Annotated in this window: 22 protein-coding genes and 3 pseudogenes; 6 read left to right on the top strand and 19 right to left on the bottom strand. The window is 41.4% G+C overall.

Annotated elements, in window-relative coordinates; all coding sequences use genetic code 11:
• Positions 1-419: pseudogene (locus tag L650_RS0122960) on the top strand (hypothetical protein); the annotation flags it as partial.
• Between the two features lie 87 nt (positions 420-506).
• The gene (locus L650_RS0122955; protein WP_029774534.1) at positions 507-1,574 is read left to right on the top strand and encodes a hypothetical protein; all 1,068 of its coding nucleotides are present in this window, start codon (positions 507-509) and stop codon (positions 1,572-1,574) included.
• A 64-nt stretch (positions 1,575-1,638) separates the two neighbouring features.
• Here the strand turns inward: L650_RS0122955 and ttcA are convergent, their stop codons facing one another.
• The 11 genes and pseudogenes from ttcA to ccoN all read right to left on the bottom strand — a co-directional run bounded on the left by ttcA (position 1,639) and on the right by ccoN (position 11,686).
• On the bottom strand, positions 1,639-2,556 hold the full coding sequence (gene ttcA / locus L650_RS0122950; protein WP_029774533.1) for a tRNA 2-thiocytidine(32) synthetase TtcA: 918 nt from the start codon (positions 2,554-2,556) through the stop codon (positions 1,639-1,641).
• 103 nt (positions 2,557-2,659) lie between these two features.
• Positions 2,660-3,586: pseudogene (gene uspE, locus L650_RS0122945) on the bottom strand (universal stress protein UspE).
• 106 nt (positions 3,587-3,692) lie between these two features.
• Positions 3,693-4,430 (bottom strand): FNR family transcription factor, encoded by a 738-nt coding sequence (locus L650_RS0122940; RefSeq protein ID WP_024032585.1) that lies wholly within the window; start codon positions 4,428-4,430, stop codon positions 3,693-3,695.
• A gap of 68 nt (positions 4,431-4,498) precedes the next feature.
• Positions 4,499-5,170 carry a sulfite exporter TauE/SafE family protein gene (locus tag L650_RS0122935; RefSeq protein ID WP_029774532.1) on the bottom strand — a complete coding sequence of 224 codons (672 nt, stop codon included), beginning with the start codon at positions 5,168-5,170 and terminating at the stop codon, positions 4,499-4,501.
• Complete coding sequence (gene ccoS, locus L650_RS0122930) at positions 5,163-5,330, bottom strand: cbb3-type cytochrome oxidase assembly protein CcoS (protein ID WP_002963071.1); 168 nt, start codon at positions 5,328-5,330, stop codon at positions 5,163-5,165. The genes L650_RS0122935 and ccoS overlap by 8 nt, the downstream gene beginning before the upstream one ends.
• Complete coding sequence (locus L650_RS0122925) at positions 5,327-7,702, bottom strand: heavy metal translocating P-type ATPase (protein ID WP_029774531.1); 2,376 nt, start codon at positions 7,700-7,702, stop codon at positions 5,327-5,329. The genes ccoS and L650_RS0122925 overlap by 4 nt, the downstream gene beginning before the upstream one ends.
• An 8-nt stretch (positions 7,703-7,710) precedes the next feature.
• Complete coding sequence (locus L650_RS0122920; RefSeq protein ID WP_004588822.1) at positions 7,711-8,202, bottom strand: FixH family protein; 492 nt, start codon at positions 8,200-8,202, stop codon at positions 7,711-7,713.
• 141 nt (positions 8,203-8,343) lie between these two features.
• Positions 8,344-9,378 carry a cytochrome-c oxidase, cbb3-type subunit III gene (ccoP, locus tag L650_RS0122915; RefSeq protein WP_029774530.1) on the bottom strand — a complete coding sequence of 345 codons (1,035 nt, stop codon included), beginning with the start codon at positions 9,376-9,378 and terminating at the stop codon, positions 8,344-8,346.
• On the bottom strand, positions 9,375-9,560 hold the full coding sequence (locus L650_RS0122910) for a CcoQ/FixQ family Cbb3-type cytochrome c oxidase assembly chaperone (RefSeq protein ID WP_004588824.1): 186 nt from the start codon (positions 9,558-9,560) through the stop codon (positions 9,375-9,377). The genes ccoP and L650_RS0122910 overlap by 4 nt, the downstream gene beginning before the upstream one ends.
• 5 nt (positions 9,561-9,565) lie before the next feature.
• Positions 9,566-10,240, bottom strand: a complete 675-nt coding sequence (ccoO, locus tag L650_RS0122905; protein ID WP_004588825.1) for a cytochrome-c oxidase, cbb3-type subunit II — start codon at positions 10,238-10,240, stop codon at positions 9,566-9,568.
• 12 nt (positions 10,241-10,252) lie between these two features.
• Positions 10,253-11,686, bottom strand: coding sequence for a cytochrome-c oxidase, cbb3-type subunit I (gene ccoN, locus L650_RS0122900; protein WP_004588826.1), 1,434 nt, complete (start codon positions 11,684-11,686; stop codon positions 10,253-10,255).
• A 339-nt stretch (positions 11,687-12,025) separates the two neighbouring features.
• Here ccoN and L650_RS0122895 point away from each other — a divergent pair, with 339 nt between their 5' ends.
• The 3 genes from L650_RS0122895 (at position 12,026) to L650_RS0122885 (ending at position 17,400) form a co-directional block, all read left to right on the top strand.
• Positions 12,026-12,451 carry a hypothetical protein gene (locus tag L650_RS0122895; protein WP_029774529.1) on the top strand — a complete coding sequence of 142 codons (426 nt, stop codon included), beginning with the start codon at positions 12,026-12,028 and terminating at the stop codon, positions 12,449-12,451.
• Positions 12,452-13,361: 910 nt separating this feature from the next.
• A complete protein-coding gene (locus L650_RS0122890) occupies positions 13,362-15,944 on the top strand; it encodes a TonB-dependent receptor (RefSeq protein ID WP_029774528.1) in 2,583 nt (860 codons plus the stop codon).
• A gap of 103 nt (positions 15,945-16,047) precedes the next feature.
• Positions 16,048-17,400 (top strand): hypothetical protein, encoded by a 1,353-nt coding sequence (locus L650_RS0122885; protein WP_029774527.1) that lies wholly within the window; start codon positions 16,048-16,050, stop codon positions 17,398-17,400.
• 67 nt (positions 17,401-17,467) lie between these two features.
• Here the strand turns inward: L650_RS0122885 and L650_RS0122880 are convergent, their stop codons facing one another.
• The 8 genes and pseudogenes from L650_RS0122880 to L650_RS0122845 form a co-directional block, all read right to left on the bottom strand.
• Complete coding sequence (locus L650_RS0122880) at positions 17,468-17,719, bottom strand: hypothetical protein (RefSeq protein ID WP_004588905.1); 252 nt, start codon at positions 17,717-17,719, stop codon at positions 17,468-17,470.
• Positions 17,720-17,736: 17 nt separating this feature from the next.
• Complete coding sequence (locus L650_RS0122875) at positions 17,737-18,573, bottom strand: peptidoglycan binding protein CsiV (protein WP_029774526.1); 837 nt, start codon at positions 18,571-18,573, stop codon at positions 17,737-17,739.
• Entirely contained in the window at positions 18,573-22,046 is a 3,474-nt protein-coding gene (gene mfd / locus L650_RS0122870) for a transcription-repair coupling factor (protein ID WP_029774525.1), read from the bottom strand. The genes L650_RS0122875 and mfd overlap by 1 nt, the downstream gene beginning before the upstream one ends.
• 51 nt (positions 22,047-22,097) lie before the next feature.
• Positions 22,098-22,991, bottom strand: coding sequence for a carbon-nitrogen hydrolase (locus L650_RS0122865; RefSeq protein WP_029774524.1), 894 nt, complete (start codon positions 22,989-22,991; stop codon positions 22,098-22,100).
• Entirely contained in the window at positions 22,988-24,025 is a 1,038-nt protein-coding gene (locus L650_RS0122860; protein ID WP_029774523.1) for an agmatine/peptidylarginine deiminase, read from the bottom strand. Before L650_RS0122860 ends, L650_RS0122865 begins: the two co-directional genes overlap by 4 nt.
• A gap of 57 nt (positions 24,026-24,082) precedes the next feature.
• The gene (locus L650_RS0122855; protein WP_024032596.1) at positions 24,083-24,691 is read right to left on the bottom strand and encodes a PilZ domain-containing protein; all 609 of its coding nucleotides are present in this window, start codon (positions 24,689-24,691) and stop codon (positions 24,083-24,085) included.
• A 380-nt stretch (positions 24,692-25,071) separates the two neighbouring features.
• Positions 25,072-25,839: a haloacid dehalogenase type II gene (locus tag L650_RS0122850; RefSeq protein ID WP_029774522.1), complete on the bottom strand. Its 768-nt coding sequence runs from the start codon at positions 25,837-25,839 to the stop codon at positions 25,072-25,074.
• Positions 25,839-26,489 (bottom strand): annotated as a pseudogene (locus L650_RS0122845) (peroxiredoxin-like family protein). The gene L650_RS0122850 and the pseudogene L650_RS0122845 overlap by 1 nt, the downstream one beginning before the upstream one ends.
• Positions 26,490-26,609: 120 nt before the next feature.
• On the opposite strand from L650_RS0122845, the gene L650_RS0122840 reads away from it, so the two are divergent.
• A partial coding sequence (locus tag L650_RS0122840; protein WP_029774521.1) for a LysR family transcriptional regulator occupies positions 26,610-26,785 on the top strand: 176 nt, incomplete at its 3' end.

Raw genomic sequence — 26,785 nt, 5'->3', positions numbered from 1 at the left:
TAGCCGATGGTAATGAGTACCTAGGTTTAACGGGCGGGTTTTTAAAAGGTAATGATGATTCGGTGGTGGCCTCGCATTCATCGTGTGGAGCTAGCGCGGCTAAATCGTTTGGTAGTTGTAGTAGCAGTATTGATACTAACGGCCAGTTAAAATCGCAAGGCGATGCCGTTAATAGCTTTATGCCGAACCATTATCCAATGATGATGAGCGACAGCTACAGCCACAACGAGATCCACAATGCGCAGCGCAAAGGGAATGTCACAATTGCCATGAACAATATAAATGTAGATGGTCAAAATGTTGGCTTTAATACATTTGATAAAACAACGGGTACTTGGTTTTGGAAAAAACACTACCGCTATATTAAGGATTCAAACACACAAAGTGCCTCGGCACTTATTTATAACGTGATCCCTTAATAAGTACCTAAATTTTATAAACGCGTTAGGTATTAAACGCTAGAGCGTGTAGTTATTTGCTGCACGCTTTTAAAGGATTGATGCAACATGAAAAAGTTTTACATTGGTGCCGTTGTAGTCAGTATTGCGATGTTTTTACTGTGGTTTACAAATAAAAATGAAGTTAAAACGCTTGAGCCTCCCGCTGCACTGGCAATAAAAAACAAGAGAGATTTAGCAAGCCCAGATAAAAACACGGTAATAACCATTGATGTGCCAAAACAAAAACAGGCAAAAAGCCCTCCCAAAATACATTATGATCAGCACTTGGCCAGTGCCGCTGAGCATGTGGCAATGCAATACCAAAGCGCACTAAAATACCCGCCTTATTCGCAGCCTTTAAGCGCACTTGATGAAGACCGTTTAAAGCCCAATCAGTTTTACCCAGTTACAAGCCCCATTGACGATGCGGGTAATGCCCTCGTTGTTAGTTTAGATAAATATCGGTTTGTATATCCGCAAGAAATAACCATTAATATTGCTGCGCAAAACCTAGCAGAGGTAAATGTAGCGCTAAGCAATACCGATACTAAAGCGTCAATCAGTTCAAAAACCACCACAGCTCAGCAGGGTGAAGCTACGGTTAAATTTAAAGCCCGTGAAGACTACCCGCGAAATTTACAGCTATTTGTAGAGGCAAATGTTGCAGGTAAAAAGGTACCTGCAGTAGCACAAATTCAGTATATGCCACCCAGTGCGACGCTTATTGATTTTGATAATGCCTATGCACAAAACGAAAACATGATAGCCACAGCTCATTTAAAAGTGCTTAAAAGTGGCTTATATAGAATTAGAGCTAATTTATACAGTGATACGACCCCACTTGCACATTTGGTGACTAAAAAGAAACTTTCACAAGGCAGTCAAACGGTGGATTTAAAGGCGCATTGGTCGGTATTACCACAAGGGGTGGTTAACATGCGTTTAAGTGACTTTGTGATAGAGCGCATGTCGCCAAGCCCAGGTGAGCGTAATAGTTTTGGTAGTAGTGACATTACTGAGTTTGAAATTACAGATTTTGCCTACGATAGTTTGCAACAGTTGCCTTATCAAGCAAACGAGCAAGAGCGAATGAGTTTAGAGTTTTTAAAAGGGTTAGCTGATAAAGGCGCTTAGCAGGATTAATGAGTATAAAAAAAGGGGCGAGTAGCCCCTTAACTGTATTTTTAAAACCGTTAGCTTAGCTTAGGTTAATAGTAACCACATCAGCTTGTTGCTGTTGGTTTTCATCTTCATCGCTTACAGGCGCGTTAGGTATATCTGGTTTATCGAGTGCTATATCGCCGCCATCAATAACGTCGCCGGTTTTTAGATTTTCAAAGTCAAATAGCTCTGTATCGGCTAAATGCGAAGGCACCACATTTTGCATTGCAGTAAAAATACTCTCAATACGCCCAGGGTGGTCTTTATTCCATTGCGCTAGCATGTTTTTAGTGTGTTTACGTTGCAGGTTTTCTTGTGAGCCACATAAGTTACACGGAATAATAGGGTAGCCTTGGCTAAATGCGTATTTACTTATATCGGCTTCTTTACAATAAGCGAGTGGACGAATAACCATATGCTCGCCGTTATCGCTCATTAATTTAGCCGGCATGCTTTTAAGTTTACCGCCGTAAAACATGTTTAAAAAGAGTGTTTCGATCATGTCATCGCGATGATGGCCAAGGGCAATTTTAGTTGCGCCCATTTCTTTGGCTGTACGGTACAAAATACCACGACGTAGGCGTGAGCAAAGCGAACACGTGGTTTTACCCTCAGGAATGATATCGGTAACAATGCTGTAGGTGTCTTCTTCTACAATTTTGTATTCAATATCTTGTTTATCAAGGTACTCAGGTAAAACGTGTTCAGGAAACCCAGGTTGTTTTTGATCGAGATTAACAACAAATAAATCAAATTTAATAGGCGCCACACGCTTTAAATGTTTAAGCATATCAAGCATGGTGTAACTGTCTTTACCACCCGATAGGCATACCATTATACGGTCGCCTTCTTCTATCATGTTAAAGTCCATGACGGCTTGGCCAGTAAGACGGCGTAAACGCTTTTGTAGCTTATTTAAGTTGTATTGAGCTTTGGCTTGAGCTGAGTGAGACACTACGCCCCCTTATAAAACAATGCGGCAAATTATTTGCTGAAAATAAAGGGGCGTATTATATACCCAAGTACTATGGGTATTAAAGCGCTAGTTAAGGCTTTGTTTAACTTTTGGCAAGCGGGCTTACATAGCCATCAGGTTTTAATGCCAAGACATCGCAATCTAGGCTATCAATTACGTGCTCGGCAGTGTTGCCAACCAATGCGGCACTGAGCCCCGTACGCCCTACGGTGCCAATCACCACCAGTTCGCTATTTAAGCGATTTGCTACATCGGGGATCACATCCTCCGGTAGGCCTTCTTCTATAAAGCATTGCTCATTAGTTAAACTAAAGGTTTTAGCAAGCTCGTTGGTAGATTCTATGTGGTGTTTTTTTACAGATTCGTTATAAAGCCCAGGGTTAAATTCTGGTATCTCTATGGCAATATTAATGGGTGTAGCAGGGTAGGCATTAACTAAGTTAAGTTTAGCGTTGGCAAGTTCACATAAAAATTGTGCATCTTTAATAATGCGTTTATTAAGGGCTACATGCTCATCGTTTTCACTAACCGCATTGACCGCGGCTAAAATATTACCTTGCTCAGGCTAAGCCATTTCTTTTACAAATAACACAGGTGTGGGACATTTACGTACTAAGTGCCAGTCGGTAGGGGTAAAAATAACCGATTTTAGCGCACCATGCTGATGGGTACTTTTAACCACTAAATCGTATTCTTGTTCAATAACGGTATTAATAATGGCTTCAAAAGGGCGGTTATGCCAGACCACCTGGGCGGTGATATTTACATCTGGGTAGGAAGAAATTATATCCTTAAGCCATAATTCTCTATCGTTTATAACGGCTTTTCGCATTGCTTCGCGCTCTTCAAACGACAACATGGTGGTCATTTCGTAAGAAAAGTCGTAAACAGTCATAAAGGCGGTAATACTGGCGCCTGACTTTTTGGCTAAATCAATCGAGCGAGCTAAACCGTGATGGTCATCCTTAGTGGGATCAATAACGGCTAAAATACGTTTAATAGTGTTCATTTGCTACTCCCTTTTTAACTTACTTTCAGTGTAACGTAAATACACAGCAGTTAAAGGGGTAGCACACAAATTGTTGTTCTAAATCAAAGTTACAACAACTATTAGCTTAGCAAGGCTTAATTATTGCTGCCGTTTTGGCGAGTGCGTCACTGTCTAAAATAGTAATAAATTTACCTTCTACCTTTATTAAATCGGCTTTTTGAAAACGACTTAATAAGCGGCTGATGGTCTCAACGGTTAGGCCTAAGTAGTTACCTATTTCACCACGAGTCATGGTAAATCTAAACTCTTTACGCGAAAATCCGCGCTCGCCAAAGCGTTCCGAAAGGTTATAAATAAAGCTCGCTAGGCGCTCTTCTGCCGATTTTTTATTAAGAAGTAGCAGCATTTCTTGATCGTAGGTAATTTCGCTACTCATTAAACGCATAATTTGTTGGCGAAGTTTGGGTAATTTACCTGCTAACTCATCGAGTGTATCAAACGGGATTTCGCATACCATTGATGTTTCAAGTGCTTGCGAAAAGCTCTGATGAGCCATTTTACTAATAGCATCAAAGCCGACTAAATCGCCGGCTAAGTGAAAACCGGTAATTTGCTCATCACCTTGCTCAGACAATGTGTACGATTTAAATGAGCCTGAGCGTACTGCATAAATTGCATTAAGCGCAGCACCGGATTCAAACAAGTAGTCGCCTTTGTGCAGGGGCTTTTTGCGCTCAATGATTTCGTCAAGTTTATCCATTTCTTGGCCATTTAACGAAAACGGCAAACACAATTGGCTGATGCTGCAGTTGTTACAGCTAATTGCACAATTACTTTTAGCGCGACTTTGAGAGAAATCCATAATTTAATCCGTTTTAATTTTTATACACAGCAGTGAAAATAAACCGAGTGGCTTAATGCCGCTAACGATTAATGTACTAGTTTGTCGGTGGCAATGATCAACAGGTACATACCATACCAAATTATAATACTGCCTAACACAATTCGCGTCCATGGGTGGTTAATAACACTATTAAGTTTTTGGGCGGCCAGGCCTAAGGTGATCATGGCCGGAAAGGTGCCAAGCGCAAAACAAAGCATCACTAGGGCACCATCAAATGCACTAGGGCTGGTCATTGCCCATGTGAGCGCTGAATAAACCAAACCACAGGGTAGCCACCCCCACAACGCGCCGTAACCCAATGCTTTAGCCGTTGAATCTACCGGCATTAAATATTTATTAAGCTTAACAATATGCTGCCAAATAAGTGTTTTGCCTATTTTTTCAAGCCATTGCAAAGTGGGGCCTACGCGCATTATATATACGCCTACCAGCAGCATAAAAATAGCCGCAATGAATGAAAGGGTTGTAGAAAAAAACGTATTTTGCTTTGCAAATTGGCTACTTATACCCGCAACGAGTGCGCCAGCCAGCATGTAGCTACACGCTCGGCCAATGTTATAAGCAAATGAATAAATAACAGATTGGCGCTTGTTACTGGCCAATTGCAATGAGCTGGCAATACCACCGCACATGGCAAGGCAATGCCCGCTACCAATTAAGCCCATTAAAAAGGCGCTGGTGTAAAGTGGGTCAATCATTACTTTTGTTGTGTTGTTCTTTATCATCTTCAAACAAAATACTATGACCTTGTTTGTTTAAATCAGAGAATTGCTCGCTTTTAACGGCCCAAAAAAACACGCCAATGGCAATAATCACAAATAATATGGCAATCGGGATTAAAATATAAATTATGCTCATAACTTTAAAAGCCTTAGTGAATTACTAATCACAATAATTGAGCTGGCAGACATACCAATAACGGCCATCCACGGGGCAACAAGCCCAAGCGCTGCAAGCGGTAAAATAGAAGCATTATACAACAAAGACAGCGCCAAGTTTTGCTTAATGATTCGCCTGGTTTGCTTAGCAACATTGAGTAGGTGCGCAATTGAGGCTAAATCACTGTTTAACAGCACTACATCGGCACTGTTTTTAGAAATGTCGGCTCCGGTTTCCATTGCAATGGATAAATGGGCACTGGCAAATACTGGGCTGTCGTTAATGCCATCGCCTACCATGGCAACTACTTCGTTTTGTGATGACCATTGCTCCACGGCGGTTTGTTTATCTTTAGGCGACAGGGCGCTTTGGCTGCTGTTGAGCTTTAATTGTTTTGCTATTTTTTGCCCAGCATCTGATGCATCGCCTGTGAGCATATGACAGCTTAAGTTTTGTGCTTGTAAGGTACTTATAAGCTCATTGGCACCGGGTTTTACTTTATCTATAAAGTAAAAACGAGCAACTACGCGTTTATTTATAAATAGGCTTGCTTGGGCATTTGTTTTTTTACTGTCAAACCAGCCGCTTTTACCAATAGCGTAATGTTCATCCGCGCTTTGTGCACTAATGCCCATACCTGGGTGTACAGTAATGTTTGTAAGGGCAAGCTCGGTGGTGGCGTATTTATTAAATGCACTGGCTATGGGGTGCTCAGAATAACGCTCTAACTGGGCTGCAATATTAAGCGCTTGCTCTTTAGAGATTGTGTCATCGAGTATATCAATGGCATCTAAGCTAAATTTACCCTGTGTGAGGGTACCTGTTTTATCAAAGGCAAACAGTGTTAATTGCGAGAGGGTTTCGAGCACATGTGCTTGTTTAATTAACACCCCTTTGCGGGTGAGCGTGGCTACAGCGCATGTTAATGCGGTAGGTATAGCAAGGCTAAGCGCGCAAGGGCAAGTGGCAACCAATACAGAAATAGTGATCCAAAACGCGTGCTCTGGGTCAATTTGGTACCAGCCAATGGCCGTTATAGAGGCAAAAACTAGCAAGCAGGCAATAAACCACTGGGCAACTTTATCGGTAATTTCTACCAGTTTAGGGCGCTTGGTAAGCGCAGTGTGTTGTAAGTGTATAATTTGGTTTAGTAGGGTGTTTTGGCCAATTTTATTTATTTTTATTTCTATTACGCCATCATGATTAACACACCCGGCATACACATTGTGGCCAATAAACTTATTAACGGGCTGATGCTCACCGGTCATCATCGACTCATCAACGCTTGTTTGCCCCTTGATAAGCTCTCCGTCAGCGGGAATAGTTTCGCCAGCTTTTATGAGTACAACATCATTCAGCTTAAGTTTTTTTGCAGCAATAATATGCTCTTGGCCGTTATCATCAAGGGTGCGGGCGGTTAAAGGTAGCAGCTTTTGTAAGTTGGCGGTAAACTCGCTGGCTTTTAATCGGGCCCTAAACTCAAGGTATTTACCTAATAATAATAAAAAGGTAAACATACATACCGATTCAAAATACACTTCGCCTACTTGCATAAATGTGGCATAACAGCTGGCGCTATAAGCCCCAAAAATAGCCACCGAAACGGGTAAGTCCATATTTAACTGTTTTGCTTTTAAGCCATTAATAGCGTTAGTTAAAAAGGGTAATGCGCTGTATAAAATAACGGGGGAGGCAAGTACTAGGCTTATCCACCTAAAGTATTGCTCAAAGTTATTATCCATACCCGAGAACATGCCAAAGTACATGGCAAAGGCAAACATCATCACTTGCATGGTCATCAGCCCTGCAACACCTAAGCGGCGTATATAGGCTTTTGCTGTTTGTTGCTTTTGTTGGGCTTCGTCATCAGCTTGAAACGGGTAAGCTTTATAGCCAATTTTGGCTAAGGAAGTAATAATTTCGCTCAGCGGGGTTTGGGTTTTATCCCATTGGATCATGGCACGGTTAGTTGAGGTATTAACATCAACGCGCTTTACCGTTTTTAAGCTAAGTAATTGCTTTTCGATGAGCCATGCACACGCGGCGCAGGTAATGCCTTCAACACTTAACAGTACTTGGGATAAGTTATCGGTTGTGGCTATAAACTCATCTTGTATGTCTTCGTTGTCGTAGCTTTTAATAAACGCGAGTTGCTCAGGGACTAACTGCTCTACTTTACCAGCGCGTACGGTGCGGTATTTGTAATAGTCGGTCATGCCTTGGTCAACAATGTTTTGCGCAACTGCTTGGCAGCCAATACAGCACATAGGCTGTGGCGTGTTATCTATTGTTACGGTTGCGCGAAATCCATTTGGCACACTTTCAAGGCAATGAAAGCAAGAAACGCTCATAGTGGTGGCTACTTATAATTTGGGGTAACTAACAAAGGCTGCTCTGTAGGAAGAGTAATGTTTTCTTTTAACTTCCAACTACCATCCACCGGCTCTATAAATACAGAGTAAGCACCTGGTGTGTAGTTATCTAAAAGGGCAGTAAATTCTTTATTTGCATTAGGGGTAAGCGTTGCTTCAAAGTCATGCGCTTTGATGGTGCGATGATAAAAAGACAGCTTTAAAGCGTGTACGTTACTATAATCGCCTTTGGTAAAGGCAAAACTGGCACGCTCGTTTGTAACATTAAGCTTGCCATGTAAAAACAGTGCTTTGGCTTTTTCAAACTTAGTAAGTTCTAAGTTTATTGCTTTGCCTTTTTTATAGTAATCATCAACCACCATATCTGGGCCGTTGCCCACAGCAGTAATAATTAAGGTTATGCACCCGATAATGGCCGCTAGCGGAAAAAAGATTAAAAACCAAGGCCAAAAATTTTTATACCACGGAGTAGGTTGCATAGTTGCTCTAAAATTAGTTTAGGTAGGGCTATTTTATAGCAAATATTTGTAAAAGACTAAAAAAAAGCCTCCGACTGGAGGCTTTTTTGATCTGGATTAATCTGTTGAAATAAAAAGATTAATTAATAGTTAACTCGGTGTTTATTTATCTTGCGATAAACTGTAAACATAGGCAGTTAACAGGTGAATTTTATCTTCACCTAAAATGTCTTTCCATGCTGGCATTACACCGGCGCGGCCATGGTTAAGGGTTTCTTCAACAGCGCGTTGAGAACCACCGTATAACCAAATATTATCTGTAAGATTTGGTGCACCAAACGGTAAGTTATGTGCAACAGAGCCTTTACCATCTGCACCGTGACACGCGGCGCACATCGCAAACTTAGCGGCACCCGCAGCGGCATCTTTTTGGTTAACAGTACGACCAGACAAGCTAAGTACGTGCGCTGTCATTTCTTTAACGCCTTGCTCACCAAGTGCTGCACTCCAAGAAGGCATTGCGGCTACACGACCATAAAGAAGCGTTTCTTTAATTTTGTCTGGTGAGCCACCGTATAACCAATCTTTATCAGTTAGGTTAGGGAAGCCTGTTGCACCACGTGCATCTGAACCATGACATTGCGCACAGTTTTGCGAGAATAAACGCTGACCAATTTCAAGTGCTAACTGGCCGTCTGTTTGTTCATGATTTTCGCCATTTTCAAGGGCTACTTGCTGCGCTGCATCACCTTCAAATTTAGAGTTAACTAAATCTAATACTGGTACTTGTGCAAGCTTGTTAAAAATAGGACCAAAGCGCTCTTGTGCTGCTTCGTATTCTTTATCAAGCTTTACATAGCGGCCTTCTTCTTTTGCTTTAGCCGTGGCTTCTTTAGATTCAGCTAAAGAGGTAATACCTTGGTTAGAGCTTGTCCATTTACCTAAGCCTTCCCAGTTACCTAAACCTGGATAAGCTGCTAAGTAATAAACCGACCAAATAAATGTTGCGAAGAACATGTACGTCCACCATTTTGGGAGTGGATTATTTAGTTCGGTAATGCCGTCATATTCATGTCCGCAGTCTTCACCTTCTTTTACGCCCGCATAGTTTTTAAGGTTCCAAACTAATAAGCTAAAAATGATGATTAAGCAGGCTAGGGTTAATACAATAACCCAAATACTCCAAAAGCTAGTCATTTTTCAGACTCCTTTTCCTCGTTAGAGAGTGTGTTGTTATGTTTTTTTTCATCTTCGAAAATGGCATTAGCAGCGTCATCAAAACGATTTTTGCTACGCTTGCTGTATGCCCATACAACAATCACAATAAACAATACTAAAATTACCAGAGTCAAAATGCCTCTGTATGTTCCGTAATCCATAATAATTACTTCAAGTGGGTGCCAAGTTGCTGTAAATACGCGATTAGGGCCTGCATTTCTGTTGCGCCTTCGCCGTTATTCATAGCGTTAACTTTATCAACATCTGCTTGTAGCTCTTCGTCGCTGCCATAACCTAAACCCGGGTGTTTAGGGTTTTCTGGGTTAATAGCAAAAGTATCACGGAAAATTTGTAGTTTTTTCAGAGTCAGGCTGGTATCAACCTTTGTCTCTGCTAACCAAGGAAAACCTGGCATGTTCGACTCAGGAACCACGGCGCGTGGGTCAACTAAGTGTGCATAATGCCAATCGTCCGAGTAACGGTTACCTACACGTGCAAGGTCAGGACCAGTACGTTTAGAACCCCATTGGAAAGGGTGATCCCATACTGATTCGCCCGCTACAGAGTAGTGACCGTAACGCTCAACTTCATCACGAAAAGGACGAATCATTTGTGAGTGACAGTTATAACAACCTTCACGTACATAAATGTCACGACCTTCCATTTCAAGCGCGTTAAGTGGGCGCAAACCTTCTACAGGTTTTGTTGTATCGTCTTGGAACATTAGCGGAGTAATTTCAACTAATGCACCAAAACTAATAGCAAAAACAGTCAGAATAGCCATTAGGCCAACGTTCTTTTCAACTATTTCATGTTTGTTTTGTGAATTTTTATTGCTCATCATCTCACTCCGTTATGCTAATTGTGCTTGCGCGTCTAACTTCAGTGATTCTTTCTCAGCTGAAATTGTACGCAGAACGTTGTAAGCCATAACTAACATACCTGTAACGATGAATACACCGCCTACAAAGCGCATAATATAGAAAGGATGTGATGCTTCTAAAGACTGAACAAAGCTGTACATTAATGTACCGTCAGAGTTAACTGCGCGCCACATCAGACCTTGCATAACACCTGAGATCCACATTGCAACAATGTAAAGTACAACACCTACTGTGTGTAACCAAAAGTGCGTGTTAACCAATTTAACGCTGTACATACGACCTTGTGCGAATAACGCAGGAATAAGGTGGTAAATAGCACCAATTGAAATCATCGCAACCCAACCTAGTGCACCTGAGTGTACGTGGCCGATAGTCCAATCTGTGTAGTGAGATAATGCATTTACAGATTTAATTGCCATCATTGGGCCTTCAAACGTAGACATACCGTAGAAAGACAATGAAACAACTAAGAAACGCAGTACTGGGTCGGTACGTAGCTTATGCCAAGCGCCAGAAAGGGTCATTATACCGTTAATCATACCACCCCAAGACGGTACAAATAGGATAATAGACATAACCATACCTAAACTTTGCGTCCAATCAGGAAGCGCAGTGTAGTGAAGGTGGTGAGGACCTGCCCAAATGTAAAGTGAAATAAGTGCCCAAAAGTGAACTACCGATAAACGGTAAGAGTAAACTGGGCGACCTGCTTGCTTTGGTACAAAGTAGTACATCATACCTAAGAAACCAGCCGTTAGTAGGAAACCTACAGCGTTGTGACCGTACCACCACTGAACCATTGCATCTACCGCACCTGCGTAGATTGAGTATGATTTAGTTAACGACACAGGCACTGCCATGCTGTTTACAATGTGTAGCACTGCAACAGTAATAATAAAGCCAGCGTAGAACCAGTTAGCAACGTAGATGTGCGATACTTTACGTTTGATCAGCGTACCAAAAAATACCACTGCGTAAACTATCCATACTACCGCGATTAAAATATCGATTGGCCACTCAAGCTCTGCATATTCTTTAGAGCTAGTAATACCCAGTGGTAATGTAATTACGGCTAATACAATAACAAGCTGCCAACCCCAAAAAGAAAAAGCGGCGAGTTTGTCTGAGAAAAGGCGCGTTTGACAAGTACGTTGAACGACGTAATAAGACGTCGCAAAAAGTGCACTGGTACCAAATGCGAAAATTACTGCGTTCGTGTGTAACGGACGTAGTCGAGAGTATGTTAACCATGGTGTATCAAAGTTAAGTGCTGGCCAAGCTAATTGGGCAGCAATCAGAACCCCAATACTCATGCCAACGATGCCCCAAATCACTGTCATAATAGCGAATTGGCGTACAACTTTATAGTTATACTCAGTTTGTGATGCTACTGTTTGGCTCATTTTCTGGCTTCCGCTGCAATAAATGCGTTTAGAAATGAATTACCCACCGTTTAAAGTGGGGCCTACTATTTTCCCCAAGCGTATTACCTAAAACGTTCAAAGCCTGAATGCTTCAGAAAACAAACTCGAGAAACCCTTATTTTTTGCGGGTGAAATGATAAATTTTTTGGCCTAAAAAAGATAGGTCAATTACATAAAATTATGACATCAATCAAAGTTTGTGAGTTTGTTGTTTATTTTTTGATATAGATTGTACCTATATTAACCAAACATCACACTGGCTATTGTTATTTCAAAGCATGCTAATTAAGATTTGTTTTTATTTAGCGCGGATTTGTTATGCATATATATAGATTATCTTTGTTTTTAATGCTGTTTTTTGTATTAACAGGCTGTGACAATGCCAATCAAAAAGATCAAAAAGCACTGTTAAAAACAAATTGCGACACGAATCAGCGCTGTATTTATAACACCGGTGTTAAAGTATGGTTAAGTGATAAAAATATTACCCCCGAAACCCCCTTTAGTATTTACCTTGATTTACCCGACCACCTAAAAATAGATAACGCTAAGCTTGAAAGTATAACCATGTATATGGGTTTTATTCCGCAAAAGTTCACTAAAGAAGCAACTATTTATAAAAGTGACACTATGGTGGGCATATGCTCTGAGAAAAATATGCTGTGGCAACTGGTGCTTAATTTAAGCAATGTTCAAACTGGTGAGCAAATCACTCACTTTTATAATTTTTACGTAACGTATTAAGAAACCTTTTCATGCTAATCATTTTTTAGCTGGTACATATCAAAATAAAGCTATTAATTAGGTATTACTATAATAAGCTATTCCTATAATAAGGCACTATTATTAAGCGGTACGTCTTATATATGGCAATAGCAGGTGTATAAAATTGTATTTAAAGCACTAACACACATTTAAACCTCTTTGCTGCCTTGTATGCTGTAACCTTTTTTTCATTCTCATCTGTTTTATGTTCGTGTGCTTGCTCGTTCTTGTTATGGAGTGAATTGCCTTACGCCAATAGGGTGTATTTTACTTGTTTATAGTAAAAGCGTATTGCTTGCATTACCGAGCATGTAAAAGTAGATCCTGCTTGGTTTCATGATAACTATTTTAATAAAGTTAAACGCCCTCAAATTAAGACCCTCTAATGATTTGCTAAATCAAATAACTCCTCCCGTTCCGAACAAACGTTGAAGTCTCGCTGAACAAAAAATATTACCAAAAAAACTAAATAAATAGCTTAATAAGACTATTTAAGCGGTAAATCTGCATATTTATGGTTATTAATTTTATTACAGCTTTACGGTTTTACTAATGCGCTGTGATTAATATGTTAATTTTTCTAAAAAGGGTATATTTATACGATAATTACATTTGATTACAATCTGCATAACTTTGATTTCAGGTGTGTTTTAATTGCTTTGCTTTTGTGTTATCTCAATGATTTTTAATTGTTTTTTTTAGTTAACACTGCAACAAGTTATAACCTTTGTACCTTTTTTGGTTATTCTTTTTTGGTGTTGTATATATAACGATCTCTCATTAAGTTTTTGTTCAGTTAACTCAGCCTAAGTTGCCCCCCTGACTCACAATTCTTATAAAAAGTGAGCATTACCAATCAAGGTAAATTTCCAACAAGTAGGGTTTATTCATGAAAAAATCAACTCTTGGTTTAGCTGTAATCGCAGCAATCCCAATGTTCTCAAGTATGCAAGTAGTAGCGGCCGAAGACGGCGCAAACGCTATTGAAAAAATTCAAGTAACGGGTTCTCGCATTAAGCGCGCAGATATGGAAACCGCTAGCCCAGTTACTTTAATCGGTGCAGATGACATTGCTGCAACCGGCGCAGTTTCGGTTGATGCCGTATTACAAAAAATGACTGCTACTGGTGGTGCAATGACCAACCCAGGTATCAATAATGGTTCTGGTGGTAATGCTTCTATCGATTTACGTGGTTTAGGTTCACAACGTACATTAGTACTTGTAAATGGCCGTCGTATGATCAACTCAGGCACAGGTGCTGCCTCTACTGTTGATTTAAACACTATTCCTGTTTCAATGATCAAGCACATTGAAGTACTTAAAGATGGTGCATCTGCAGTATACGGTACTGATGCGGTTGCAGGTGTTGTAAACATCATCTTAAAAGATGACTTTGAAGGTTTAGACTTAAATGTTAAATCTGCAATCACTACAGAAGGTGATGCTGATGAAACGTCTTTCGATATCACTATGGGTGGTAGCTTTGGTCGTGGTAACGTTGTAATCGGTCTTCAGTACACTGACCGTGGTGACGCATCTCAAGCAGATCGTAGCTTCTCTGATTGTCCATTAACTGAAGATGGCGACGGCAGTGCACCTTACTGTTCTGGTTCTTCATACACGCCAAATGGCCACGTATGGTCAGGTGATGAATCACTACAAGGTCAAGCAGACAACGGTTGGCATGACTTTGGTTCTGATGATGCGTACAACTACTCATCAGACAGCTACCTATACACGCCTATGCGTCGTTTAAACCTTACAGGTATCGGTAGCTTCGATTTAACAGATGACACGCGTTTATACTCAGAATTCACATACTCTAAGCGTTGGTCAGAGCAACAAATGGCACCACAGCCAGTATGGTTTGACTTTGATTACACTGAAGAAATGGGCGATTCACTAACAAGCCACAATATTAACTACGGTGATGAAGTTTCTTACGGTCGTCGTATGACAGACACAGGTACTCGTGATTTCTCACAAGTTGTTGACACTGTGCGTACTGTAGTAGGTGCTGCAGGTTACCTTGACAGTGGTTACGATTGGGATGTGTCTGTAATTTTTGGTCGTAACGATTCAGTTGACCGTTTAAGCAACCTTCACAACATGGGCTCTATCCAAGATGCAATCGAAGCGGGTGACTTTAACCCACTTATGCAATCTTCTTGGTCTGCTGAGAACTTAAGCGATTACGTTTACACTGAGCAAAACTCAGGTGGTAGCCAATTACTAATGTTCACTGCATCATTAGCTGGTGAAGTAATGGAACTTCCTGCAGGTTACGTAGGGTTTGCTGCTGGTGTTGAGCGCCGTGAAGAAAAAGCATGGTACATCCCAGATTCAATCACGTCACAAGGTCTTGCAAACGACCCACGTGTTGAGCCTACAAGCGGTCGTTTTGACGTAAACGAAGCGTACTTAGAGCTTGCAATTCCTTTAGTTAGCGATGCGTTCTTAGCGCAAAACGTTGAACTAAGCACTGCAATCCGTGCTTTCGATTACAGCACTTTTGGTTCTGACGAAACATGGAAACTTGGTTTAACTTGGCGTGTAAACGACGAAGTAATGCTACGTGGTGTTCGTTCTACAGCATTCCGTGCGCCTACAGTAGCTGAGCTATACTCAGGTAATTCACCTTCGTTTGAACAAGTTAGCTTCCCTGGTGCACAAGACCAAGCAGAAGTAACTGTTGGTGGTAATGACCAATTAACGCCTGAAGAAGCTGATACGCTAACAGCGGGTATTGTGTACGAGCCAGAGTGGTTTGAAGGTTTCTCAATGACGTTAGATTACTACGACATTGAAATTGAAAACGCAATTGCTACTGTTAACAACCAATACATAGTTGACTCTTGTTTAGCAACAGATGGTTCATTAGCTAACCAAAGTACTGCGTTATGTAGCTCTGCTGCGGTATCGTTTAACCAAAGCACTGGCCGTATTGCTTTTAATAACCAACTACAAAACGTAGGTTACGAGCAAACTAAAGGCTACGACTTAAACTTAAACTACACATTTGATGCAGCTGGTCTTGCGTGGAATACATCACTAGATGTTACTTACCTAGACGAGTACCTAGTAGATGTTGTTGAGTCAAGCATTGATTACGCTGGTTTAATTACTTCTGGTATCGGTGGCTATGCAGATGTTAAAGCTAACTTTGAACTAACTGTGAAAGGCGATGCTTGGAACGCAAACTACAAAGCACGCTACATTGCAGGAATGGATAGCTACAGCTGTCAAGGTGATGAGTCATCATGTTATGCGCCTACAACGCCTTCAGTTGTATACCATGATATAAGCGGTGCTTACATCTTTAACGAGACTGTGTCAGTAACAGCAGGTGTTAACAACTTATTTGATAAGCAACCTCCTTACTACACAGGTAACAACGATTCTAACACTGACCCGTACACATACGATGTACTAGGTCGCCGTGTATTTGCTGGTGTAAACGTTAAGTTTTAATTAGCACATTAATCGTATTAAGGCTCAGTGTTTACTGGGCCTTTTTTATTGAACAAAATTAAGGAGACCAGTACACTTATACACTCAATAAAAGGAGAGTTGTTTGATAAAACAAGACGAAAATTTATCTTTTGTCATAGAACCAGAGTTATCCCCTCGCTCTGAGCAGCGTATCGACCTGTATTTTTCTATACCCAATGAAATGGGTATAAACGTGCAAACCCTCAGTGAAGAGTCTTATTTTAATAACCACTTTAAATCGCACTTAGCTTATAACGCTAAAAACATACACTTACCCTTAGTGCGTAGCCGCTTTGTTAGTAAAAACAAAGGTGAGCAACAAGATTACCGCCAAAACCTTAATTTGTACTGTTATCAGGTGCGTTTAGCGCTCGACGCTGATATTAAAGATGCATTAAAAATTCAAGAAGTGGATGCTTTTTATGCCCGTGCACAAGAGCTGTTTGGGCAAAGTGAAGGGCTGCTAAAAAAGCTGCGCAGATATACCCCCGATGATGAAAAACTGGTGCCGTTTTACACCAATGCCGATAACTATTTAAGTTGGCATGTTGAGCAGTCGTTTTTAAAGCTATTAGATGAAGGCCCGCGCAGCAGTGACTTTGCGAAAGAGCGCAACGACTTACTGCAATTTTGTAAAAACGAAAATACATACCGGTTTGAGCAAAATTACAACTCAGAAACCACGTTGCAAGATGGTAACCGCATAACAAATAAAATGCGTTTACTGCAGCGCCTAATAGAGCACGGCGTTATTTTGCATCGCAATACGCGTTATTTAAATAGTTACCTAAAGCGTTTAGTAAAAGGCACGGTTACAGCTGTCATTATGGCATTTGTAATGGTGGTTATACTTAACGCGCGCTCAACCTTTACCGAAGTGACCGCTACCCTTATTTTAATATTAGGGGTTATTTACGGCTTGCGAGAAATATTTAAAGAAGACATTACACGGGTAATTTGGCGCGCTATTGTGCGCGGGCGGCCTAAATGGCGGTTTGTATTTAAAAACAGTATCACTAAAGACCGCGTTGCAAGTCAGTTTGTGTGGCTTGAATATATGCGTTTTAAAAAAATCCCTAGTGAAGTAAAAACAATATTTTCAAAAAGGCGTCAGCAAAACAAGCTAGCCGCGCAGTGGCTGCATTTTGCCAGTGAAACACGTGTTTCAGCTAAAGAGTTTTTACCAGGCTACGATACTCTACAGCAAAGTATGCGTTTTAATTTGGCGCCCTTTGCACGGTATTTAAAACGCGGCGAGGGCAAGCTGTATCATTTAGATGGTAATAAAATATCAAAGCAAGCGGTTGAAAGGCGCTACCAGTTAAATTTAGTGATGGTATTAAAAGACGAGGAAAGAACTTTATACCAGCGTTACAAAATAACCCTTAATCGCAGTAAAATAGTTAATATTGAACTTATTTACTCTAAAAAATAGAAAATAAAAAAGGGATAGCAACGGCTATCCCTTAGTGTCATGTAAATTTACCTAATTTAGCGCAGTATTACTGTGTTATACCGTGCTTAGAATAAATAGTTACCTTGTCTGAAACGAGTGTTATTTCTATGTTTTTAGACTCATCACCCCATACACAATTAGTATGTAGGGTTTTTTCTACGCAGTTATCAGCTGAGCCTAAAATAGCTTCTACTTCGGCTTTATCCATGCCAACTTCAATTTTTTCGTAGTTTTCTAGGCTTACTTTTGAACAAGCTGCCAGGCTTAGCGTTGCTGCGATGATCAGGAGTTTTTTCATTGTTATGTCCTATTGATTTAGTGTTTATACTTTCGTATTTGTACAATCATGCCCATACGAGGATGATCAAAGTAATGGATTTCACCACTAATTACACGTTTAAATTGTGAAAAGCGGGCCGATTCTATATCCCCATTAGGTAGTTTTTCGTTTACGTCAAAATCAGCGGTTATGTAAAGGTAGTGGCGTAAATGTATTTTTAATAAACCATCTAGCTCCCAATAGCTTAGGGGCTGCTCTGAGGTATCAAATAGCTGTGGCTTACTTTGTACTAAGCTAATAAAGTCGGGATTTGAATAATTAGGCGTAGTGTTAACGTCGCGTTTTATATGATCCCCAGAAATTAAATGTATGCTTGGCGCACGCGATTTACTTGCCCCTTCAAAGCGCCAGCCGGTATGTAGTAGCGGGGCTAAACCTTTTCTGTCTAAAGCGCGGCGCTGGGCAGTAAATTGTAATTGCTCAGGTGCGAGTAAATAGGGCTCATCCATCGTATCTTGTGCCGGTGCTAATGGCGTAACGGGCAACTCGTCGTAACTTTGCATAAAGTCGATACTGTTATCACACACACCCGATTGTGGGTTGGCATTAACTAAAGAATCGGTAAACGAGCGTTTTTGAAAGCGACTATCGCCATCTATACATGCCTGCATAGCTTGCTCTGTGTATAAAGGGGTGAGTAGCTCTAACGTATTTTTCGCCTTAATGGGCTCGTGCTTTAAGCTAAAGTCTTCTTGTAAATAGGGGGCAGGGCGCTGTTTAAATACCAGCACTTCTACTTCAAACCAACGTTCTGCAAATGCGGTGCTGCTAAATAAGCAACATAACACGATAAGCGATTTTTTTAGCAACATTAATGGCTAACCTTTTTTTCGAAATCTGCAATCATTGCAGTGACCATTTTTAAGCGTTCACGAGGGTTTACCTCATTAATCGCAAAGCGCAATTTATTTGCGCCATCCATTTTGTACACATGGGGTGCACTTTGTATCAAGCCTATGATGAAGCTAGGATTAACCTTCGTATTTTGGCTAAATTCAAAGTAGCCCCCTTTAGGGTTCGCCTCTATTTTTGTAATTCCTAAATCGCTGGCACGCATTTTTAGTTGCTGCATACTAAATAGGTTTTTAGTGGCATCAGGTAATAAACCAAAGCGGTCTATTAGCTCTACTTGTAATTCGTCCATATCGGCAAGGTTAGCACAACTTGCAATGCGCTTGTACATACCTAAACGCGCATTAACATCGTGTATGTAATCATCAGGTAGTAAGGCAGGGAGTTTTAAATCAACTTCAGTTTGCTGCTGAAGCAGGTTTTCAAGCGTTGGCTCTTTACCATTTTTAAGGGCATTAACCGCTTGCTCTAGCATTTCCATATACAAGCTAAAGCCAATAGTTTGCATTTGCCCTGATTGATCGTCGCCTAATAGCTCACCCGCACCACGTATTTCTAAATCATGTGTAGCAAGGGCAAAACCAGCACCTAAATCTTCCAACGACTCGATTGCCTGTAAGCGTTTGGTGGCATCTTTAGAAAGTGCTTTAGCATCGCCTGTTAATAAATAAGCATACGCTTGGTGGTGGCTTCGCCCAACACGACCGCGTAATTGGTGTAATTGCGCAAGGCCAAGTTTATCGGCTCTGTCCATAATAATAGTATTAGCAGTAGGCACATCAATACCGGTTTCGATAATGGTGGTACATACCAGTACATTGTATTTTTGATGATAAAAGTCTGTCATTATTTGCTCAAGCTCTTGCTCGCGCATTTGCCCATGAGCAGAGGTGACACTAGCCTCTGGCACCCATTCGCTGATCTCTTGCGAGACTCGCTCAATAGTCTCAACATTGTTATGCAAAAAGTACACTTGGCCGCCGCGTTTAATTTCACGCAGTATGGCTTCGCGTATTAAGTCGCTGTCGCGTTGGCGTACAAAGGTTTTAACCGCTAAACGCTTAGCAGGTGGGGTGGCAATAATAGATAAATCACGCATGCCGCTCATCGCCATATTTAAAGTACGCGGAATAGGCGTTGCAGTAAGCGTTAATATATCTACATCAGCACGTAATGACTTTATTTTTTCTTTTTGGCGCACACCAAAGCGGTGCTCTTCATCAACAATCAGTAAACCTAAGTCGTTAAATTTAATATCTTGCTGAATTAACTTATGCGTTCCAATAACGATATCAAGTTTACCGTCGGCCATTTTTTCAAGCGTATCTTTTTGCTCTTTAGTTGAATTAAAGCGCGACAACACTCCCACTTCGATAGGAAAATCGGCAAAGCGGTCTTTAAAGTTTTCGTAATGTTGCTGAGCCAGCAGGGTGGTTGGTACTAACACGGCTACTTGTTTGTTATCGTTAACCGCTACAAACGCGGCGCGCATAGCCACTTCTGTTTTACCAAAGCCTACATCACCACACACTAAACGGTCCATAGCAAGTTTTGATTGCATATCACCAAGTACGGCTTCAATAGCATTACGCTGATCGTCAGTTTCTTCAAATGGAAAGCTGTCGCTAAATTGGCGATAGCTTTGCCCATCGAGTGCAAATTTATTACCTGGTTTTGCTTGGCGCTGTGCGTAAATATCTAACAGTTCCGCGGCTACATCACGTACTTTTTCGGCGGCACGCTTTTTGGCTTTCTCCCACGCATCTGAGCCAAGTTTATGAAGCGGGGCGCTTGCTTCTTCACCGCCCGAATAACGGCTTAGCATATGAAGTGCCGATACCGGCACATACAGCTTTGCTTCACCGGCATAGGTAATGGTAACAAACTCAGTGATTACCCCTGCCGCGTCAATTGTTTGCAGGCCTTGATAGCGACCAACACCGTGATCAAGGTGCACAATTGGCTGGCCCTCTTTAAGCTCGGCTAAGTTGCGAATTAGCGCATCTTGGCTTGCTTCGTATTTATGTTTACGGCGCCTGTGTTGCGATACCTTAATACCTAACAGCTCTTGCTCGGTAATAATAGACAGGCTCGGTTTTGTACCCAGTACAACACTTTGCTCAAGAGGGCTTACAATTAAGCCTACATCGCTTTGGCTTTGTGTAAATTGCTGTAAGCTTTCAAATTCTTTAAACTTTAAGCCGCTTGGCTTAAGCACGCTTAATAAAGACTCGCGGCGACCATCAGACTCAACACTTAATAAAATACGGCTTTTTTTCTTTTTTTGCTCTGCCACATAGTTAATAAATGCGCCGTAGGGTTCGTGTTGTTTATGATCGATTCGTACTGGGGGCAGCTCGCTCACATTTAAGTTTTTATTGCCTGCTTTAGTGGGTAATTTAGCTTGCGATAAACGTATTCGTGAAAACTCACCTAAATTAGAAAACAACTCATTAATAGGTTGATACAACTCGCTGGGCGCCAGAAGTGGACGCAGGGGATCTACTTTACGGTTTTCGTAGCGTACGTTTACATCGTGCCAAAAGGTATCTGCGGCGTGTTCTAAATCACCTAGTTGCATAACCGTAGTGGTGTTTGGCAAGTAATCAAAAATGGTGGCAAGCTTTTCAAAAAACAGCGGCATGTAGTATTCAATACCGGCAGGCCAAGTACCTTTGCTTACTTGCATGTAAACAGAGTATTGCTCTGAGCTGGCCCCAAATTTGTCGCGATAATTTATTCTAAAACGCTCAACGTCTGCTTCGTTGGTTGGAAATTCATGCGCGGGAAGTAACTCAATTTTATCTACTTTTTCATCTGAGCGCTGGGTTTCTACGTCAAATAAACGAATAGAGTCGAGTTCATCGTCAAAAAAGTCGAGCCTAAATGGGTGCACACTGCCCATTGGGTACAAATCAACAATAGAGCCACGTATTGCGTATTCGCCGTGCTCCATTACCTGTTGTACGTTTAAATACCCTGCTTGTTCTAAATTACTGCGCAGGTTATGGGTGTCGAGCTTATCGCCTACTTTAAAATTAAGGGTAGAGCCATAAATAAACGAAGCAGGCGCAGTACGTAGCATTAACGTAGATACAGGCACTATAAGTACGCTTTGCTGCTCGTTTTTTAAAGTGTTTAAAGTGGCTAAGCGCGCTGAAATAATATCTTGGTGCGGAGAAAAATGGTCATACGGCAAGGTTTCCCAATCAGGAAATACCATTACCGGGTTATCTGGCAATAAGTATTCGAGCTCGGTTTCAAGCCGCAATGCGCTTGGCGTATCTGGCGTAACTATAAGCACTAAATCGTTTTGCTGTTTTACACCTTCTGCAATGGCTATACTTAGTGCACTGCCAGTTAGCTGCCCCCATTGAATTTTATCTTTTTGAGATTTTACCCACGGCAAGGCTGCCCATTGCTCAAACGCCATTTAGTGCTCCATTTTTTAGTTGGCGTTTGCTCGCAAACGCCATGCAGTTATTTAGTCTCGGTAAATTTTTGTTAAGTCTTGATAGTGATCAATTCTGCGGTCGCGTAAGTACGGCCATATACGTCTTACGTTTTCAGAGGCTTTTTGATCAAGTTCTACTACTAAAATTTGCTCATCGGTATTGTTCGCCTCTGAGAGCATTTCGCCTTGAGGGCCTGCAATAAACGAGTTACCCCAAAATTGTATACCTTCGCTTTGTCCACTAGGGTCGTTTTCGTGCCCTGCACGGTTACAGCTAATAACCGGCACGCCGTTCGCAACCGCATGCGCACGCTGGCTTATTACCCATGCGTCTTTTTGGCGTGTTTGCTCTGCGTTGTCATCACGTGGGTCCCAGCCTATTGCGGTTGGGTAAATTAGTACCTCTGCGCCAGCCATGGCCATTAAACGGGCCGCTTCAGGGAACCATTGATCCCAGCATACTAAAACACCTAATTTACCTACTGAGGTTTGAATTGGCTCAAAGCCTAAATCGCCTGGGGTAAAGTAAAATTTTTCGTAAAAGCCAGGGTCATCAGGAATGTGCATTTTACGGTATTTACCCGCAATGGTGCCGTCTTTTTCAAGTACCACCGCGGTATTGTGATAAAGCCCAGTGGCACGTTTTTCAAACAGTGAAGCCACAATAACGATGCCTAGCTCTTTAGCAAGCTCGCCCAGTGTATTTGTGCTTGGGCCCGGAATTGTTTCGGCTAAGTCAAATACATCAACATCTTCTGTTTGGCAAAAATACAGACTACGGTGCAGCTCTTGTAGTACCACAAGCTGTGCGCCTTGGTTAGCAGCATCACGAATGCCAGCAATCGACTTTGCCATATTTTGGCAGGCGTTATCACTGTTAGTTTGTTGCACTAAGGCAACGGTTAATTTTGCAGGGCTTGTCATTGTGCTGCTCCAGCTAAAAATCCACGAGGTAATTGCATGGTAATGCAATGTAAACTACCAAATTGTTCAATAATAGGTAGGCAATTAACGCCAATAATAGTGTGCGCTGGGTATGCTTTTTGAACTTGCGCTAGCGCCAGTGCGTCGTTGTCATCGTTATACGTCGGGACTAAAACCGTATTATTGATAATCAAGTAGTTTGCGTACGTTGCCGGTAAACGGGTGTTGTCATCATCAAACACTGGTTTTGGCCACGGCAAATCAATTAACGTATATGGGGTATTATTTTGCGTTTTAAAGCTTTGCAGCTGCTTTTCCATCGCATCTAATGCGTTAAAGTGCTCATCTTCTTTAGCATCGCACTTAACATACACAAGTGTATTATTGGGGGCAAAGCGCACCAGTGTGTCGATATGGCTGNGGTAGCCATGATCTACCCATAAAAAGTCAGTTGCGCCTAAATGCGTTGTTAAAATTGACTCAATATCGCCTGATGATAAATCGGGGTTGCGGTTTTTATTCAGTAAACATTCGCTGGTTGTAAGCAACACACCGTGTTCGTTAATTTCAATGCCGCCACCTTCAAGTACCACATTCAGGGCTTGGTAATCAGTGTTTGGATTGCTTAGCTGGTTTACCAGTACTGCGTTAATTTTATTATCGAGGGCACTTTCGAATTTATTACCCCAGCCATTAAAGATAAAGTCGTAAATTTTAAGTTGGCGAGCGTCGTCAATATTTGCGCAGGTAATAGGGCCGTGATCCCGTGCCCAAGTATCGTTTGTTGGTGTAACAACAAAGTGCACTTGGCTTAAGTTTATATTCGCTTTTGTAAGCAAGGCAGTAATGTGGCTTTTAAGCGCCGTGTTATGGGCAACAATAACAAGCTGCTGCACGGCTGTGATATGCGTTGCAAGCTCAACATAAACAGGCTCTACGCGTTCAAGCGTATCAGCCCAGTCGGTCTGTGCATGGGGCCAGGTAAGCATAACGGCGTCTTGCTCAGCCCATTCAGGTAAAAGTCTAAAGTTCATGAAGTTTTGATACAAATTACGGTGGCGCTAGTTTAGCATTTTACATGCATATGTCAGCTATTTATCGCTGCTAGAATCATCGTCAATTTGCTCGAGTTCTTGGCGTTTTTTTAGCTGGCGTGTTTGTGCATGTAAGCTGGCTCTGACAACTAATTCTTGGTCTGTGGTTCTTATTGCAGTAAACAGTAATGTGTATTGGTAGTGTTCGCTGTCTTGTTTTTCAACGGCCACAACTTCTGTATAACAGTAAACGGCTGAGGCTTCGTGATGCAAAAATAGCTTTGTTCTAAATGCTTGGCCTATTGCGTATACATCAGGCGAAGTAAAGCGAATGCCGCCTCCGCCGTAGCTATCGCACTGTATGGCGTTATCTTGAGCTTGCTCTGAGGCTAAAATGTGGCTCATTATTAAATCAATTTTACGCGACTGTGCTTGTAAAAAAGCCGCCAGCTCTTGTGCTAAATCGCCTAAGTTTCTAAGGGGTCTTAAAGAGGCCTGTTCAAGCTCACTGACTTCGTTAGCTAGCTTAAATAGAGGAGGTATATCGTCTTCAAGCGCGAGTTGAGATTGCGGCACTAACTGATTTTCTACAGCAAATAAGTTTACTCGAATGCTTTCATTTATTTGAAAGTATTCTTCAAATTCGCTTAATCTTTGACTGTTCATAATTATCTCCACTGCGTATTCATTAAATAGTAGCGTTGTGGGGAGTAAATTGCTAGCAGATAAAAATGCTAAATGGTTTGTTTATAAGCCAGTTTTTAAGAATGTTGATTAGAGCGTGTTGAACTTTGCGGATTGAAATTTGTTCAATCTAGGGGCGTTTAAATCGCGGCGCGAGGTTTGTAACCTAGTGGGCACGATAACAGCTCCTGCGTTTCGCCTATTTATGTGGAATAACCACACTTATAGGCTCTGTCTTGCCTAAAAACCAAACACACTGCTGCAAATTCAACTATTAAAAATCAACACGCCCTAATAAAAAAGCGGCCAATGTCATCCTAACATCGGCCGCTTGGGTATTGATTAATTAGCGCTGGGAGTGCTTATTTAAGTAGAGCGGCTAATTCATGTAAATCTTTCACAACGTGGTCTGGTTTTTTTGCCAGTGGGTAAAGTGTTTTACCTGGGCGGGCGATAAAGGTTGTTTGTAACCCGGCTTCTTTAGCACCTGCTACATCCCAACCGTGCGCCGCTACCATCATTGCTTCATTTGCTTTTACATTTAATTTTGTTAACACCCACTCATAGGCACGTAAGTCTGGTTTATAAATTTTAATATCTTCAATGCTGTAACGCGCATCAAAGAACGACATTAATCCAGCGCTCTCAAACTGGGCTTTAACGCCTTTGTTTGAAGAATTTGTCAGACTTACTAACTTATAGCCCTGTGCTTTGAGTTTTGCCAGTCCTTCTTTCACATCTTTGTGAGGAGGTAGGGTTAAAAGCGGGGTGACAATGGCTGTTTTTGCTTGTTCATTAGTAATGGCTATGTTGTTATTTTTGGCAACCATGCGTAGCGATGCAACGCCAATTTGACCAAAATCGTGGTAATTGCCACTTACAGTATCAACGAGTGAATGATGCAACATGGTCGAAAACCAAAGTGGTAATAAATCCTCACGCCCGCCAAGCGCTTTACCAATAGAGGTGCGCATGGAGGTTAAATCTAACAAGGTTTCGTTTACATCAAAAATAAGTACTTTAGGTTTCACTTGTGCCTGTGGTTCCTCAGCCATAGCGTAGCCAGAGGCAAGGCTAGTACCAAAAAGTAGTGATAGGGTAAGGGTTTTTAACGATTTTAAAATAGACATTAGTGTTGCTCCGATTCAAGGGCGGCCAATACATCAGTAGGCTCTGCGCGTAGGGTATAGTCTTCGTTTAAAAAGGCATACGTAATTATGCCTTTTTGGTTAATTACATAGGTTGCTGGTAAAGGTAATGTATAACTTTTATTGCCGTAGTACTTTTCAAAATCAATTCCAAACTGGCTATAAAGCGCCACAATACGTTCATCTAAAGTAAACAGTAAACCAAATTGCTCGGCTACCTTGTTATTAATATCTGAAAGCACATCAAATTCAAGGGCATTTTTTTGTGCGCTAGATAACGTTTCGTCGGGTAATTGTGGCGATATCGCAATTAACTGCGCATTGTGCGTTTTAAATTCGGGTAAGTGATCGTTAAGTGCTTTTAGCTCTAAATTACAATATGGACACCAGTTACCACGGTAAAAGCTAATTATTACCGGGCCATTATTTAATAAATCAGCGAGCTCAACTTGCTCAGCGCTATGATTGTTTAAGCTGAAATTGCTTACTTTAGCGCCTACCTGTAGCGCATTATCTTTTATATGCTGAGCAATGAGCTCTTAATTTGTCTGCGTCATAAGGGCTAATACATCGCTAGGTAGCTTCGCTTCTTTTTGCACGTTATAGGCGTCAATCTGTGCTTTTAAACTCATTATTAAATCTCGAATATAACTGTATGGCGATTATGGATGTTTTAGTTATTTAAATATATATTGCAAAACTGAAAGCTTCATTCGAAAATATTAAATACTAAAAACTGCCTAGCCAAATGTATGTATAATTTAAGTGACCTAGAAACATTTATTGCCGTCGTAGAAAATAAAGGGGTGCTTGCAGCTGCGCGTGAGCAACGTTTGTCGCCGGCAACAGTAAGCCACAGGCTAAGCAAGCTCGAGCGCGAGCTTTCAACCGTGTTAGTGTTTAGAGACAGTAGACGAGTAAGGTTATC

This window comes from Pseudoalteromonas sp. TB51, assembly GCF_000498055.1.
GTDB classification, from domain to species: domain Bacteria; phylum Pseudomonadota; class Gammaproteobacteria; order Enterobacterales; family Alteromonadaceae; genus Pseudoalteromonas; species Pseudoalteromonas atlantica.
Note: the sequence above shows the minus strand (reverse complement) of the source record. Positions and strands in the feature narration are given on the sequence as shown.

Bases quoted from the DNA above. Each gene is read 5' to 3' on its own strand.
- L650_RS0122955 (WP_029774534.1), top strand. From the start codon at position 507: ATGAAAAAGTTTTACATTGGTGCCGTTGTAGTCAGTATTGCGATGTTT.
- L650_RS0122940 (WP_024032585.1), bottom strand. From the start codon at position 4,430: ATGGATTTCTCTCAAAGTCGCGCTAAAAGTAATTGTGCAATTAGCTGT.
- L650_RS0122935 (WP_029774532.1), bottom strand. From the start codon at position 5,170: ATGATTGACCCACTTTACACCAGCGCCTTTTTAATGGGCTTAATTGGT.
- ccoS (WP_002963071.1), bottom strand. From the start codon at position 5,330: ATGAGCATAATTTATATTTTAATCCCGATTGCCATATTATTTGTGATT.
- L650_RS0122925 (WP_029774531.1), bottom strand. From the start codon at position 7,702: ATGAGCGTTTCTTGCTTTCATTGCCTTGAAAGTGTGCCAAATGGATTT.
- L650_RS0122920 (WP_004588822.1), bottom strand. From the start codon at position 8,202: ATGCAACCTACTCCGTGGTATAAAAATTTTTGGCCTTGGTTTTTAATC.
- ccoP (WP_029774530.1), bottom strand. From the start codon at position 9,378: ATGACTAGCTTTTGGAGTATTTGGGTTATTGTATTAACCCTAGCCTGC.
- L650_RS0122910 (WP_004588824.1), bottom strand. From the start codon at position 9,560: ATGGATTACGGAACATACAGAGGCATTTTGACTCTGGTAATTTTAGTA.
- ccoO (WP_004588825.1), bottom strand. From the start codon at position 10,240: ATGAGCAATAAAAATTCACAAAACAAACATGAAATAGTTGAAAAGAAC.
- ccoN (WP_004588826.1), bottom strand. From the start codon at position 11,686: ATGAGCCAAACAGTAGCATCACAAACTGAGTATAACTATAAAGTTGTA.
- L650_RS0122895 (WP_029774529.1), top strand. From the start codon at position 12,026: ATGCATATATATAGATTATCTTTGTTTTTAATGCTGTTTTTTGTATTA.
- L650_RS0122890 (WP_029774528.1), top strand. From the start codon at position 13,362: ATGAAAAAATCAACTCTTGGTTTAGCTGTAATCGCAGCAATCCCAATG.
- L650_RS0122880 (WP_004588905.1), bottom strand. From the start codon at position 17,719: ATGAAAAAACTCCTGATCATCGCAGCAACGCTAAGCCTGGCAGCTTGT.
- L650_RS0122875 (WP_029774526.1), bottom strand. From the start codon at position 18,573: ATGTTGCTAAAAAAATCGCTTATCGTGTTATGTTGCTTATTTAGCAGC.
- mfd (WP_029774525.1), bottom strand. From the start codon at position 22,046: ATGGCGTTTGAGCAATGGGCAGCCTTGCCGTGGGTAAAATCTCAAAAA.
- L650_RS0122865 (WP_029774524.1), bottom strand. From the start codon at position 22,991: ATGACAAGCCCTGCAAAATTAACCGTTGCCTTAGTGCAACAAACTAAC.
- L650_RS0122855 (WP_024032596.1), bottom strand. From the start codon at position 24,691: ATGAACAGTCAAAGATTAAGCGAATTTGAAGAATACTTTCAAATAAAT.
- L650_RS0122850 (WP_029774522.1), bottom strand. From the start codon at position 25,839: ATGTCTATTTTAAAATCGTTAAAAACCCTTACCCTATCACTACTTTTT.